Source organism: Proteus vulgaris, assembly GCF_023100685.1.
Lineage (GTDB): Bacteria > Pseudomonadota > Gammaproteobacteria > Enterobacterales > Enterobacteriaceae > Proteus.
Genome location: NZ_CP090064.1, coordinates 821,362 through 836,461, shown reverse-complemented (window position 1 = coordinate 836,461; position 15,100 = coordinate 821,362). Strand labels below are relative to the sequence as shown.

General features: G+C 36.8%; 10 protein-coding genes. 4 read left to right on the top strand and 6 right to left on the bottom strand.

Features of this window, described 5'->3' with window-relative positions; genetic code table 11:
• Nucleotides 1-80: 80 nt before the first annotated feature.
• Nucleotides 81-980 carry a diaminopimelate dehydrogenase gene (locus tag LW139_RS03920; RefSeq protein ID WP_166539512.1) on the bottom strand — a complete coding sequence of 300 codons (900 nt, stop codon included), beginning with the start codon at nucleotides 978-980 and terminating at the stop codon, nucleotides 81-83.
• A 200-nt stretch (nucleotides 981-1,180) separates the two neighbouring features.
• Here LW139_RS03920 and LW139_RS03915 point away from each other — a divergent pair, with 200 nt between their 5' ends.
• Nucleotides 1,181-2,521, top strand: coding sequence for an MATE family efflux transporter (locus LW139_RS03915; RefSeq protein ID WP_109407955.1), 1,341 nt, complete (start codon nucleotides 1,181-1,183; stop codon nucleotides 2,519-2,521).
• 57 nt (nucleotides 2,522-2,578) lie between these two features.
• Here the strand turns inward: LW139_RS03915 and LW139_RS03910 are convergent, their stop codons facing one another.
• A complete protein-coding gene (locus tag LW139_RS03910) occupies nucleotides 2,579-3,496 on the bottom strand; it encodes a hypothetical protein (protein ID WP_247850637.1) in 918 nt (305 codons plus the stop codon).
• A gap of 596 nt (nucleotides 3,497-4,092) precedes the next feature.
• Between LW139_RS03910 and pepT the strand changes: the two genes are divergently transcribed.
• The 3 genes from pepT to LW139_RS03895 all read left to right on the top strand — a co-directional run bounded on the left by pepT (nucleotide 4,093) and on the right by LW139_RS03895 (nucleotide 8,647).
• Nucleotides 4,093-5,346 (top strand): peptidase T, encoded by a 1,254-nt coding sequence (gene pepT / locus LW139_RS03905; RefSeq protein ID WP_109407957.1) that lies wholly within the window; start codon nucleotides 4,093-4,095, stop codon nucleotides 5,344-5,346.
• Nucleotides 5,343-6,710 (top strand): C4-dicarboxylate transporter DcuC, encoded by a 1,368-nt coding sequence (gene dcuC / locus LW139_RS03900; protein WP_227336453.1) that lies wholly within the window; start codon nucleotides 5,343-5,345, stop codon nucleotides 6,708-6,710. The genes pepT and dcuC overlap by 4 nt, the downstream gene beginning before the upstream one ends.
• Before the next feature lie 614 nt (nucleotides 6,711-7,324).
• Nucleotides 7,325-8,647 (top strand): serine dehydratase subunit alpha family protein, encoded by a 1,323-nt coding sequence (locus LW139_RS03895; protein WP_166539509.1) that lies wholly within the window; start codon nucleotides 7,325-7,327, stop codon nucleotides 8,645-8,647.
• Nucleotides 8,648-8,833: 186 nt separating this feature from the next.
• Here LW139_RS03895 and yjiA read toward each other — a convergent pair whose 3' ends face one another.
• The 4 genes from yjiA to LW139_RS03875 form a co-directional block, all read right to left on the bottom strand.
• Nucleotides 8,834-9,814 (bottom strand): GTPase, encoded by a 981-nt coding sequence (gene yjiA, locus LW139_RS03890; RefSeq protein WP_166539508.1) that lies wholly within the window; start codon nucleotides 9,812-9,814, stop codon nucleotides 8,834-8,836.
• A 22-nt stretch (nucleotides 9,815-9,836) separates the two neighbouring features.
• On the bottom strand, nucleotides 9,837-10,043 hold the full coding sequence (locus LW139_RS03885) for a YbdD/YjiX family protein (protein WP_004245057.1): 207 nt from the start codon (nucleotides 10,041-10,043) through the stop codon (nucleotides 9,837-9,839).
• Nucleotides 10,044-10,103: 60 nt separating this feature from the next.
• The gene (locus LW139_RS03880) at nucleotides 10,104-12,254 is read right to left on the bottom strand and encodes a carbon starvation CstA family protein (RefSeq protein ID WP_109407961.1); all 2,151 of its coding nucleotides are present in this window, start codon (nucleotides 12,252-12,254) and stop codon (nucleotides 10,104-10,106) included.
• Between the two features lie 336 nt (nucleotides 12,255-12,590).
• The gene (locus LW139_RS03875) at nucleotides 12,591-15,098 is read right to left on the bottom strand and encodes an energy transducer TonB family protein (RefSeq protein ID WP_247850636.1); all 2,508 of its coding nucleotides are present in this window, start codon (nucleotides 15,096-15,098) and stop codon (nucleotides 12,591-12,593) included.
• Nucleotides 15,099-15,100: the final 2 nt, after the last annotated feature.

The window sequence follows — 15,100 nt, the reverse complement described above, 5'->3', positions numbered from 1 at the left end:
ATCATCAAGTTTGCCTAAGCGTTAATCCATATTGCCCACGTTATGTGGGCAATATTTTATACAAAGAGCCCTAATTCAAATTAGACTAATTTGGCAATTAATGTATTTAGATCACCCGCTAAAAAATCAACAGGTGGAATTTCAATAACGGTATAAGCACCTGCACGTTGTTTCATACTGGCTCTTGCCGCTGAAACCATAAATTGAGACGTCAATGCAGGATTGTTAATACGCATTGAATATTCAAATAATTGATTATGGGTTTTACCCGAAACACCTTTATGGGTCATATGAACGCCATGCCCAACATCTTTTAAGCTATCAACACAATCGACTTGCTTCACATGGGTTTCATCCGAAGAGAAATAGCTATCTGCTTTAATAGCTTGCTCTACTTGATTAAAATTAGCCCCTGCTTCTAATTCGACATAAACCATACGACGGTGAACACCCGTGCCTAGTGGAATGGTCATTGAAAGTGCATCTTTAACGCCATCAATGCTTTTAGCCGCAACACTGTGCCCCATACTCATACCTGGCCCAAAATTAGTATAAGTAATGCCTTTTGGTGCCATGGCTAACATTAATGTACGCACAATAGAATCAGAACCGGGATCCCAACCCGCTGAAATAACAGCAACACGATCATGTTTTTTAGCGACTTCATCTAATTCTGTTTTTAATGACACAATTTCACTGTGAACATCAAAACTATCTACTGTATTAATGCCTAAGCTTAAAATAGATTTGGCTAACTCTTTAATTGCACGAGTTGGTGAACATAAGAGAGCAACATCAACATTACCTAATGTTTTAATATCGTTAGTTACGGTAATATTTTGCAGTTCTTCTGGAATGTTGTTTATATCACGGCGAACAACCCCTATTAATTCAAAATCTTGAGCAGCTTGAACAGCTTCTAATGCAAATCGACCAATATTGCCATAGCCTACAATAGCCACTTTTATTTTAGTATTCATTAATTCCCCTGACTTTAACGTTAATCATCTCTTAATGATAATAGTGATTAGTTATCAATGAATAAACCATATAAATATCTTTTTTGCCAGATAAACATTATTTGCGCTATTACCTTATAAATAAACCTTGTAGAATCCCCCATCTTCCGACACGTTTATTTTAATAAATCGATTTCACTCTGTTTTTAAGAAGGTTTTCAATGCATCAGTCTGATGTAGCGGATCGCTCGCTTTTTTCTCTTAGTTGGCCAATATTTATAGATATTTTCCTACATCTAGCCACACTATTAATTAATACTTACATGGTAAGCCACGTTTCCACCGCTTACTTAGCCGCGATGGGCGTCGGTAACCAAGTTTTTGATCTTTTCATCACCATTTTTAGTTTTATTAGTGTGGGATGTAGCGTCGTTATTGCCCAATATTTAGGTGCAGGTAAAAAAGAAAAAGCCAGTCAGGCGATCCATATCTCCATTGCATTTAACTCATTACTGGGGATAAGTAGTGCGGTAATTATTCTCTTTTTTGGCTACAACATTCTTAATTTAATGAATACACCATCTCACTTGGTTCAAGATGGTTATAATTACTTGCATATTATTGGTATTTGTCTTATTCCTGAGGCAATTTCAATTATTCTTGCTGCATGTTTAAGAGTTTATGGCAAATCAAAAGCTGCCATGTATGTCACATTGATCGCTAACATTGTTACCGTTATTGGTAATATGATCGTACTTTATGGCTTCTTTGGTTTACCACAATACGGATTAGTCGGTGTTGCTTGGTCTACTGTTGTTGGTCGTATTATTGCCGTTATTTTATTATGTGGGTTGTTGTTCTACGGCTTACGCATTAAATTTCAAGCAAGACAACTCTTTATCTGGTCTAAAAATATGTTAGGGAAAATCCTACATATTGGTTTACCAGCTGCTGGTGAAAATCTAGTTTGGATCTTACATTACATGACTGCATCTGCCTTTATTGGTTTAATGGGTGAAGTCCCTCTTGCAGCACAAACACTTTATTTCCAATTGTCATTATTTTTAATGCTCTTTGGTATTGCAATTAGTATTGGTAATGAAATTCTTGTGGGACATTTAGTTGGCGCTAAACGCTTTGATGATGCCTTTAATCGTGGTTGGAAAAGTTTAAAAACTGGTGTGATATTCACAATTGGGGTAGTTATTATTTATTGGTTTATGCGCGATCCTATTTTGTATTCCATTACAGAAGACCAGCGCATTATCGACCAATTGATCCCACTGTTTATTTTGTCTGTCTTTTTAGAGCCAGGTCGTACTTTTAATATCGTAATGGTAAATGCCTTACGTGCCGCAGGCGATGCTAAATTTCCTCTTATGACAGCAATTTGCTTTATGTGGGGTGTCGCTATTCCTGTGGGTTATTTCCTCGGTATTAAGATGGAAATGGGTCTAATTGGTATCTGGATTGGCTTTCTTTGTGATGAGTGGTTACGCGGATTAACTAATGCATGGCGTTGGCGCTCTCGTAGATGGCAAGCTAAGCGTTTGGATATATAATATTTAACGGCCTGATAATATTACTATCAGGCTGTTAAATCGATATTTTGCTAAAAGTCAAATAATCCCTTCTTTATCATATTGTGCTAACACCAAACTAATTATTGAGTTTGATATGTCATTAATTTTTTCTATATCTTTAATTTTAGATAAATTAATTCTCTTATTATATTCTTTTGCTAACTTAGAAAAAAGAGTCGTTAAATAATAGTCACCCCTACTTTCTTTACTGATTAATTCATTCAATGTAATTTTATTTGTTTCTAACAAAAGTCTATTTTTAAAATTAGGATGTTTAATTAATTCTGATAATTTTATTACTATTTTTGTTTTTATTTTTAAAAAATCAATTTTAAATTCATTTTTTAATGTATTAATTTCTTTATTAATAAGCTCTTTTATTTTTGGAGAATTAGTTTTATTTAATAATTTAACTAAAGACAAATATCTATTAGTTTTACTTTCATTTATATGACCTAATCCTTTATGCATAACATCATTTGTTATTTTCTCACGTCCTGTTATCTCATCCATAATTAATTCATTAATTATTATTTCTTTTGTTGACAAATTATCTTTATTACTGATTTTATATTGATACTCAAATAATGTCATTATTTTATTATTTTCTATATCATTACTCTCATTATTTATCTTAGAAGAACTATAATATTCATAGTTCGAATCTAAACTATCAATATCCTCATAATCATGGTCTGAATAAATATCATCAATGTCTTTTTCCAAAGAATTAATTTTGCCTCCCATTTCCATATAAACAGATTCTTCTCTATTTTCTGAATTTTCTGAATTTCCTGAGTGAATTTTCGGATTTGTATGGCTGATAAAATTATTTTCTGAGTTTCTTATTAATAAGATTGGATTATATTCCACATAGATATCTGTATCCACTGAACTAGTTGATAAAACAGAAGAAACCATTTGTGATTGAGTACTTATACTTGCAGGACACATCATTATTATCCTATTTATTTAACATGATCATATTCTATAATTTATCATTTTATCTACTATCATTTATCTACCATTTATAAATTTAATTATTATCATCAATAGATAAGAACCAATATTTTTATATAGCTCTATGTACTTTTAATTATTCCATAAGTTTAAAACAATAGTTTATCGTCATTCTTTGTTAAGAATCGGTATCCTTTTTTAAATTTAACTTTTATTAAAACCGTAAGAAAATAATTAATATAATATAATTATTATAGATATTGAATCATTAAAATAAGTAATGAGTTTATTTACTCTCTTAAAAAAACATTATTTTTAATATATCTTTTTTATGATTGCGATCACAGAAAACCATCTCAAAAAGGTAAGTAAAAATAACCTCACCCACAAAAAACACTAATTTTTTTAATAAAGAAAAAACCAAAAATTAAATATTAATCAACATTAAACTTTTCTTGCAAAAATAATTATTTTTCTCTAATTCCCTATTGTTTTTTTTATGATACAAGTAGGTGTTAGTCTTTTCTAATAAATGAAATAAGTAAGTATTAGTACAAATAATACAATTAAAAACACAATGGAGTCTTGTCATGAATCTCGTTGAACGGTTTATTTCTTATACAAAAGTTAACACCACCACAAATAGGGAAAATGGCGCTGCGGGCATTATGCCTTCTTCAGAAGGTCAGCGAGTCCTAGCATTACAATTAGTTGAAGAACTCAAGGCTTTAGGTGTTGAGGATATTAAGATCCGCGATACTGCGATTGTTACCGCAACACTACCTTCCAACCTTGATTATGAAGTGCCTACTGTTGCTTTCTTTGGTCATTTAGATACCAGTGCTGAGCAAACTAATGATACCAAAGCGCAAATCTTACCTTATAAAGGTGGTGATCTTTGCTTAAACAAAGAGCTTGATATTTATCTACGTCAAAGTGAATTCCCAGAATTAGAAAACTATATTGGTGACGATATTATCGTGACGGATGGCACCAGTTTATTAGGCGCTGATGACAAAGCCGCAATTGCTTCAATTATGGATATGTTGCAATACTTTAAACAACATCCTGAAGTTAAACACGGTACAGTGAAAATTGGTTTTGTGCCGGATGAAGAGCAAGGTTTACGTGGTGCAAAAGTCTTTGATACTAAAGAATTTGGTGCTGATTTTGCTTATACTTTAGATTGCTGTGGTATTGGCGAGTTAGTGTATGAAAACTGGAATGCCGGGGATGTGGAAATTACCTTTACTGGTGCTTCTGCCCATCCAATGTCTGCGAAAGGTAAATTAAAGAATTCGCTGTTAATGGCACATAAATTTGTTGCTATGTTACCGGGTGGTGAAGCACCTGAATATACTGAAGGCCGTGAAGGTTATTATTGGGTAAAACAATTAGCCGGAAATAGTGCACGTACCGTATTAAAAATGGATGTACGTGATTTCACCGAAAAAGGTTATGCCCACCGTATGGCATTTTTAAAACAACTTTCAGATTATTGTGAAGGTTTATGGGGCGAAGGCTCTGTTACTTGTAAACTCGCTGACCGTTATGCCAACGTCTTTAATAGCCTACAAGGTGATAATCGCTACCCTATCGATATTGCGGTTGCCGCTTATGAAGCTAATGGCATTACCCCTCGCCCAATTCCAATGCGTGGTGGTTATGATGGTGCAGCCCTTTCTCAAAATGGCTTACCTTGTCCAAATATCTTTACTGGTGCTCATAATTTTCATTCTATTTATGAATATCTGCCTGTTAAATCCCTTTATGCTGCCAGTGATGTCTTAAAGTCTGTCGTGAAGATCACTGCAGAACGCTTTGCGCCTGGAGCTAAAGCATGATCCAAATTCTTGCGGTCTTAGTCGTCGTTGTTATTGTCGCTAGGATGATCTTGAAAGGATATAAAGCAGAACCTGTTTTGTTAGTCGCTGGTCTAGCCTTAATGGCGCTAACCATGATGTTTGGTTGGGGAGATATTCTTCCTAAAAATGTCAAAACAACAGGTATTGGCTGGTTAGATCCCTTTGAAGTCATGCGTGATCTCTTTAGTAGTCGTGCCGCTGACCTTGGTTTAATGATCATGGCACTGATGGGATTTGCGCATTATATGGATCATATTGGTGCCAATGAGGCCGTTGTACGAGTTGCAACTCGCCCATTGAAAAATATGCGTTCACCTTATGTGTTGCTATTTTTCTCTTTTCTACTCGCAAGTATTTTGCAACTTGCTATTCCTTCAGCAACGGGATTGGCTGTTCTATTAATGGGTACGATGTTCCCGATTATGATAGGACTTGGTTTATCTCCAGCATCGGCCGCGGGTGTAATTGCAACTTCATTAGGAGTGGCTTACACCCCAACGGCTATTGACGCCATTCGAGGTGCAAAAGCGGTTGACTTAGGTGTTGTTGAATATGTGCTTTATTACCAAGGGCCTGCGGCAATTGCAACCGTGCTAGCTGTTGGTATTACACATATCTTCTGGCAACGCCATTGTGACCGTAGAGCCGGATTTGTTCCTCAATTAGGCAAAATGTCTGAAGAAGCAAAGAGTGATAAAAACGTACCCGGCTTTTATGCCTTACTACCAATGTTACCGATTATTATGGCAGTAGGTTCATCAAGCCTATTTGTTGAAGGAATTCACCTTGATGTGGTCACTATTGTATTGATTTCAATGGCAATTTGTATGCTAATTGAAACATTACGCTTACGTGATTTTAAATCAGTGTGTGCGGGCTTCCAGCATTTCTTAAAGGGGATGGGCTCTGCATTTAGTAACGTTGTAGGGTTATTAGTCGCCGCAGGTGTCTTTGCTCATGGTATTAAAGTTAGTGGTGCAATAGATAGCCTGATTGTGATGGCGGAATCTGTGGGCTTGCCGCCATTTGCTATGGCATTGGTCTTCGCAGTCGTGACATTAGCTGCTGCAATTATTATGGGTTCAGGTAATGCTCCCTTCCTTGCATTCGTTGAACTTATTCCACAAATTGCACATAGCATGGGTGTCAACCCAATTGCGATGATTTTACCAATGCAACAAGCGTCACATATGGGACGAGGTATGTCTCCTGTCGCAGGAGTTATTATTGCAGTATCTAGTGGTGCTAAATTGCAACCGTTTGATGTTGTAAAAAGGACGGCGATCCCACTTATGGTCGGCTTTGTATTCCATAGTGCTATTATTGCTATCTTCTATTATTAATAAATATACCTGAAGTAATATTTCTTACTTCAGGTTATTTTCAAATAATAAACATTATATTTTCTCAATAATCTGAATTTATATTCAAAAAAAACAACAATTAATATAAACATAAAAAATTAACAAAATAACAGAAAGTTATTTTTATACTCCAAAAAATAAAGAGCCTACTATTTTCATTGTTAAAATAATAGTGTGATATTTAATTACTATTCATTACTCTTTATTTTAACTATTCAGAGTTAGCCCACTTTAAGTATGATAGTTATACTAGCAATAGGATCGTGTATTCATTCTATTGCTTTTTTATTTAATTTTATATTTATAAAATTAATTTATTTAATTCACTTATTATTTCATTGGTTCATTTTAAACCAATGAGCAACTGACTCTTTTTTTTCATGTAAATTAATACAATGACAAAGTGAATTTATGTGTTTTTCTCTAAAGTAGAAAAAATTACCAACACTAAAGACAAAGAAGGTAATATTTTCTCAAATTTTATTCAATGTTAGTAAATTCAGAAAAAACTTTCTCTCATAAATTCAGTATGATGAAGAGAATAAAAATAGAATAACCTATTGAATTTTCATACTGTTTATTGGGTGCATGCAATGAAAGAACAATTATCTTCTCGTTGGAAAATATTGATAGCGGCAGTAAAACAACAAGTTAAACCTGCTTTAGGTTGTACAGAGCCTATCTCACTTGCATTAGCGGCTGCTACCGCAGCAAGTTATCTTCAACACGCTATCACTCGCATTAGCGCTGAAGTTTCCCCGAACTTAATGAAAAATGGTATGGGCGTTACCGTACCAGGAACTGGAATGGTGGGGCTATCTATTGCTGCTAGCTTAGGGGCTGTTGGCGGTGATAGTAAAGCGGGTTTAGAAGTATTAAAAAATGCCACACCAGAACATGTAAAACAAAGCAAAGCGCTGCTAGCTTCTGGTATTGTTAATGTTTCTATTAAAAAAGCGTGCCAAGAAGTTCTTTATAGTGAAGTCACTATTGAAGATGGTGAAAACAGTGCAACTGTCATTATTGCAGGCAATCACACCAATATCGTTAAAATCATTCATAATGGTGATGTTGTTCTTGATAACACTTGTGATAGTGCAGAACAATCAGCATCGCCTTGCGAAATAAAAGAAACACTAACCCAAACAAATACCCAAGAAATTTATCAATTTGTTACTCAGGTACCCGTAGAAGAAATTTCTTTTATTCTTGAATCAGCACATTTAAATGATGCGCTATCAAAAGAAGGTTTGAACAATAGTTATGGTTTACATATTGGACAAACTTTACAACGCCAGCAACAACGAGGCCTATTAGCAAAAGATCTATTATCAGAGATCATGATCCGTACATCTGCTGCATCTGATGCTCGTATGGGCGGTGCAGTCTTGCCCGCCATGAGTAACTCAGGCTCAGGCAATCAAGGTATTGCCGCAACAATGCCGGTTGTGGTCGTTGCTGAATATTTACAAGTTGACGAAGAGAAAATGGCAAGAGCATTAATGCTTTCCCATTTACTGGCTATCTATATTCACCATAAATTCCCCGCATTATCTGCATTATGTGCAGCCACAACAGCATCAATGGGCGCTGCAGGTGCAATTGCATGGCTAATGGATGAACGCTATGAATCCATGGCAATGGCGATTAGTAGCATGATTGGTGATATTAGTGGTGTAATTTGTGATGGTGCTTCAAATAGCTGCGCTATGAAAGTTTCAACCGGTGCAAGTGCCGCTTATAAAGCTGTATTAATGGCTCTTGATAATACATTTGTGACAGGTAATGACGGTATTGTGGCACATGATGTTGACTCAACGATTGAAAACTTATGTGCGTTAGCAAGCCGAGCAATGCAACATACCGATATTCAAATTATTGAGATTATGGAATATAAAGCCGTTGCTAATGGCTAATTCCAGTGATTAAAAAAAGCACCCCATAATAGTTATTATTATGGGGTGAAACATAAGATCCTAGGAACAGGATCCTCCTCAAGTCAGGAGCTTATCAATATTCGTTACTGCTATTTACGGCTATACTACGGTTACTTCGACTACTTACTTCGTACTACTTTCTAACACTCACTACAGGGTATTGGGTTAATGTGCATTTTCTTGTGTACTTGGCATTAATGCATCAAAACTAGCTCTTATCTCATCTTCTGGTAATTGAATACCAATAAAAACCAATGTGCTTTCGCGAATTTCATCTTCATGCCATGCTCTGTCCCAATCAGCACTATAGAGGCGTTGCACACCTTGGAATAACAAGCGATTAGGTTGATCTTTAATATTTAATATCCCTTTATAACGTAAAAGATTATCAGCAAAGCTTAATAATAATTTTTCCATTACATCGGAGACTTTTTGTAGCTCAACGGGATAATCAAATTTCAGTACAATAGAATGGATATCATCTTGTTTTTCTGGCTGAAAGCGGAAAAGAGGCTGTTTTACTTGAAGGTTATCATTCAACATAAAACCTTTTACATTAAACAATAAACCTAAATCAATTTGTCCATGAATAACGGTATTAACGGGTGCTCTTGCATTAATGCGTCTTAATCTAGCCATTAATTCGGGTGATGCTGGTGCAACATCAGTTTTTGTTAATAAGATGCGATCAGCATAACCAATTTGAGATTGTGCAATAGTAAATTGATCTAATTGTTGTTGAGCATGAATATTATCAACAAGAGTAATAATCCCATCTAACAAATAGCGTTGACAGATCACCTCATGAGAAAAAAATGTTTGGCTAATAGGGCCGGGATCAGCCATGCCTGTACATTCAATAACTAACCTATCAAACTCAATCTCACCACGATCAAGACTGTCACATAAGTCTAATAATGTGTCTTCTAATTCATTCGATTTGCTACAACAAATACAACCATTGGTAAGTGTTTTAATTTGAGTGGCTCTATCACCAATAATTTCGTCATCAATAGGCACTTCACCAAATTCATTTTCAATAACAGCGATTTTATAACCATGCTCTTCATTAAGCATATGACGCAAAAGCGTTGTTTTTCCTGATCCTAAAAAACCAGTCAATATCGTTACTGCAATAGGTTCCATTATGTGTCTCCTTTACAGATTATTAGCAACAGCGAAAACCGCCTTTACCATCACCACCACCATAACGGGCTTCCTGACGTTCACGGAAAAACTCGTTATAGGTCATAACTGGCTTATCAGGATGGTTATCTTTCATGTGCTGTACATAGTTATCATAATCGGGAATACCTATCAGCATACGAGCGGCTTGCCCTAGATATTTTCCAGCTTGTCCTAAATTGCCAAACATAAGTTTCTCCTAAACCCCGTACCAGCTAAACCAGTACGGGGTTAAACTATTTACCTAATATTAGTGACCTGAGGACACTTTAACGTCTTTTGGCATAGGAACATATGGTGTTTCTTGTGCTGTTTCTTCTGGGTTTTTACGCGCTTTCATTGCGGTACGGAAACCGTAGAAAATGATGCTGTAAACAACCACTAAGAACAGAATACTTAAGCCCGCATTGGTGTAGTTGTTAATTACAATATGATTCATATTGGTAATTTCAGCCGCAGTTAAATCGGCACCACCTGCTAAGATCTTCGCTTTGTATTCATTTGCTAAGTAGAAGAAACCTTCCATTTGTGGGTCATCACTGAGAAGTTTCAGACCTAATGCCCATGTTGTACAAATTAATAGCCATACCGCAGGAACCACAGTTACCCAAATATATTTAGTGCGTTTCATCTTAATTAAGATAACCGTACCTAATACCAGTGCAACAGCTGCTAACATTTGGTTTGAGATACCAAATAATGGCCATAAGCTCTTAACACCGCCTAATGGGTCAACAACACCTTGGTATAACAGATATCCCCATAAGCCTACACAACCCGCTGTACCAATAACACCTGGAATGAACGAATTTGTTTTCTTCAAGTAAGGAATAAAGTTACCTAATAAGTCTTGAAGCATGAAGCGACCAGAACGTGTACCTGCGTCTAACGCGGTTAAAATAAAGAGCGCTTCAAACAAGATCCCAAAGTGATACCAGAAGCCCATATCCGCAGCAGGAATGATTTTATGGAATACCATCGCGATACCAACCGCTAAGGTAGGCGCACCACCAGCACGGTTTAATACAGAAGGTTCACCAATATCTTTCGCTGTTTGTAAGATTTCTTCTGGAGAGATAACAAAGCCCCATGAACTGACTGTTGCAGCTGCATGTACGGTAACTTCTTTTAACTGCCCCATGATAACAGCTGTATTTTCACCACCTAATTCATGTAGATTCGGCATCGTAATACCTAAACCTGATGGTGGGGTATTCATTGCAAAATACAGACCTGGTTCAATGATAGATGCGGCGACTAATGCCATGATCGCAACGAATGATTCCATTAACATTGCACCATAACCAATAAAACGAGCATCCATTTCATTTGCGATAAGCTTAGGTGTTGTACCTGAAGCTATTAGGGCGTGGAAACCAGAAACGGCACCACAGGCGATAGTGATAAATAAGAATGGGAATAAAGCCCCTTTCCACAATGGTCCAGTACCATCAATGTATTGAGTAACAGCTGGCATTTTCAGTTCAGGGTTTAAAATCACAATCCCCACAGCTAAACCAACGATAACACCAATTTTCAGGAAAGTTGCTAAATAGTCACGTGGTGCAAGAATTAACCATACTGGTAATAATGCAGACACGAAGGCATAACCAATAAGACCAAAAGTAATTGTTGTATCTTTAAAGGTTAACGCTGGGCCCCAGAATGGGTCGTGAGCAATAACACCACCAAACCAAATCGCCGCAATCAGTAAAACAATACCAATAACTGACACTTCACCCACACGACCTGGGCGAATATAGCGCATGTAAATACCCATAAATAAGGCGATTGGTACTGTTGAACAAACAGTGAACACACCCCATGGGCTTTCAGCTAAAGCTTTAACAACAATAAGGGCAAGCACAGCAAGAATGATGATCATGATAAGGAAACAGCCGAATAAAGCGATAGTACCCGGAATTGGCCCCATCTCTTTCTTTATCATCTCACCAAGTGAGTTACCATTACGGCGTGTAGAAATAAACAACACCATAAAGTCTTGTACTGCACCCGCTAACACAACCCCTGCTAATAGCCAAAGCGTACCGGGTAAGTACCCCATTTGAGCAGCAAGAACAGGACCAACTAAAGGACCAGCCCCAGCGATAGCTGCAAAGTGGTGACCAAATAAGACATAACGGTTGGTCGGAACATAGTTCAAACCATCATTGTTAATAACAGAAGGTGTCGCTCTCGTTGGGTCAAGCTTCATCACTTTTTGAGCGATATACAGACTGTAATAACGATAAGCAACTAAGTAGACGGCAACAGAAGCGACAACTATCCATAGCGCACTAACGTGTTCACCACGGCGAAGTGCAACCACTGAAAGACAAAAAGCACCGATAATCCCGAGGATCACCCAAGGTACGTGCTTTAAAAATGCATTTTTGTTCATGAGACACCTTTTTTTCAGGCAAGACCGAACAGCCAAAGAGTAATGCGGGACAGCAAAGAATGATTTGAGCGAATCTGAGAGATAACTGCCCGCAGCTACATAATAAGAATTTTGACTCAGGAATGGTGTGACTAAATCGCTTAGCGGTTGTATACCGAATTAAGCGGTCTGTTTTCTCAGTTAAGTGGTTTTGCTGTTTTCAAAAGACGTTTTTTTTGTGATCAAGATAACAATTTTATGTCTTTCAATAAGTTAGAGAATAAGGAAAGATAAAAAAAACGCCTCAAGATCAACAAAAAAGGCGTTTTTTTATAACATTATTTAAACAAAGTGAGATTATTGGCCAAATTGAACAGATATCAAAAGCACATTACCTTTTCGAGAAGGTGAGCCATTAAATCGCCACTGATAAGCAACATCAATCACTGCATTGTCAATATTCATATCACCACTACTGGTTTTTAGCATTACCACAGTAGGAACACCTTGAGGATCAACATCAAGTTGTAAAATCATATCGCCCGTTTTAGGTGCAGTAATTGGAGCATTTACTTTCGGTAATAACTGAGTGCTATCTTTGATATTTGCCGATGCAAAATCGACACTAAAGGTACGGTTTGATTGCTCAGTTTTGTCTGTATTTAAAGGCAAGTGAACCACTTTGCTATTCGGATCTGATGCTGGTATCGCACGTTGAGCCAATTGGATTTGCGTTAAGTCATCGCTGAGATAATCATCTGAAGGTTTAGCTTCAACACCTTCTGGCAAATAGCGCATATCCATTCTTGCTCTCAAAGTTTGGTAACGTTCTAAACGAGCACCCTCAAGAGTATTTATCACCATCCTCATTTCCAGCATTTGCATGACAGAACTAATGCTTTCTTGTGACTTTTGCTGTGCTGCTTTCGCAAATGCGCCCGCTGCAATTTCAGGATCTTCATCTAGCCACGTTATTCCCCAACCTAACCAAACGTCTTCACGATTTGGATTTAGTGCAATAGCTTGCCCAAAATGGCTACGTGCTTGTGATAACAAGGTTTGCCAATACTCTTTATTTTGTGGGTAAATATCAGGAGATTGAGATAAATTATTTGTTCCCACATTGTAATATTGCAATTCAAAGCGGACTACCATTCTTACAACATCTTCATTATCTTGATGAAGTGCCAATTTTTCGTTTAAGAAACGTAGACTATTATCCCAACTTTCGTGGTTATTTTTTCCATTAGGTAATGTCTGGATCTCTTTTAAAATATTTTGTAATACCGCCCGTTCTTCTTGTTGTTGTGCACGTTTTGAATAAATAGAAGAATAGGGATCATAGGTAGAATGCGATGACGATTTACTCGACTCTTTTTCTGGTGCCTGCTTTTGTAAACCTATGAACGCATTTTCAGCATTCGAAATACCTTTAATGCTTTGCCTTGCATAAGCTTTCGCCAATGCAATTAATGTAGGTTGTTGTTTAATAGTGTAGTCATTCCAACCAAGACGTGTACTTTGAAAACGAACGGTAACACGTTGATGATACCCCTCTTTTGTTGGCATAAAACGCCAGCCACGAGCATCACTTAATGCTTTCGTATCAAACACATTGTATCCACTACTTTTTTGTACCCAAAGACTTAAAACGTGTCCTTGAGGATCAACATCAACGGATAAAATCGTTTCTGCAATAGGAATATATTGCCCAACAGACGGGTAATGCATTTCCGTCCAGTTCTGTATTTTATTTGGTGAATCAACAAGAACGATCCCAGGATATTCCCTATCATTCATCATTGATTTCCATTCGACATAAGTCTCATTGTTATTCGCTATTGCATAAGTGACTGGCAGTACTTTTCCTGCCAGCTTAGCCACCGCTTCAGGAACTGCATTCTTTTGTCGATATAAACGGTCTTCTATCACTCGTGCTTGAAGGATCTGATAAATCTGACGTTGATTTTCTGTCAATTCAGAAATCGCTTTTTCAATAAGCGGTTGTAATGAAGGATCCTGATGCCCCAATTTGTCATATTTTAGCGTATCAGAAACCATTAATGCAGCCATTGCTTTTTCTATCTGCATATTGGGTGGCGTATGAGCAATATAGGTTAATGCTAACGTTTGCCATGCTTCCGGTACTAATGGTGCAGTAGTAATAGCGTTAATACCTGATTGCACTAATCTTTCATTACTACTTGTAAGAAGCGATGATAATGCTTGAGCAATAATAATTTCGGGTTGATTCAGCAACCAGTCACCATAAAAAGAGAGCGTTTTAATTGCCTCTTTTTGTTCTGGTGTTCCTTTTGTATGAATCAGATACGCCTCTTTAGCTTGCATTGCGGAAGTTACATCATCCGTTAAATAAACAAGTCCCGGTAATTCGATGCGTTTCTTTTCAAGATCTTTGAGATACCCCAGTGTTTTAGGCTGATTCACAACTATCGTTTTAATGATGTTATCTTCAGCATTAATCACGCTATAACGAAAATCACTCCACTGCGATTGTTCTATATTTTGTAAAACAAAGCGGCGACGATCTTCTAATTCACTATGAGGAATGATTGAAAATGAAAGACTAAATGTCGTTAGAACAACAAAAACTCCCCCAAAAAAATAGAAGATATTTTTAGCGCGCCACGATTGCAATAACATGACAATCGTCATAATGGCAGAACCTAACCATAATCCCAGCAAGAAATTACGCTCATCGAAACGAACTGATGAGGGAAGGATCTTGATACTCACACTGTCAATAGTACTAATGATTGAAACTAATAATGCAGGTAACCAAAAAGGAAATAAGAGTGTGGCGATCCCAACAATAATAAGGATCGGTTTAATTGTTTTATTCATAT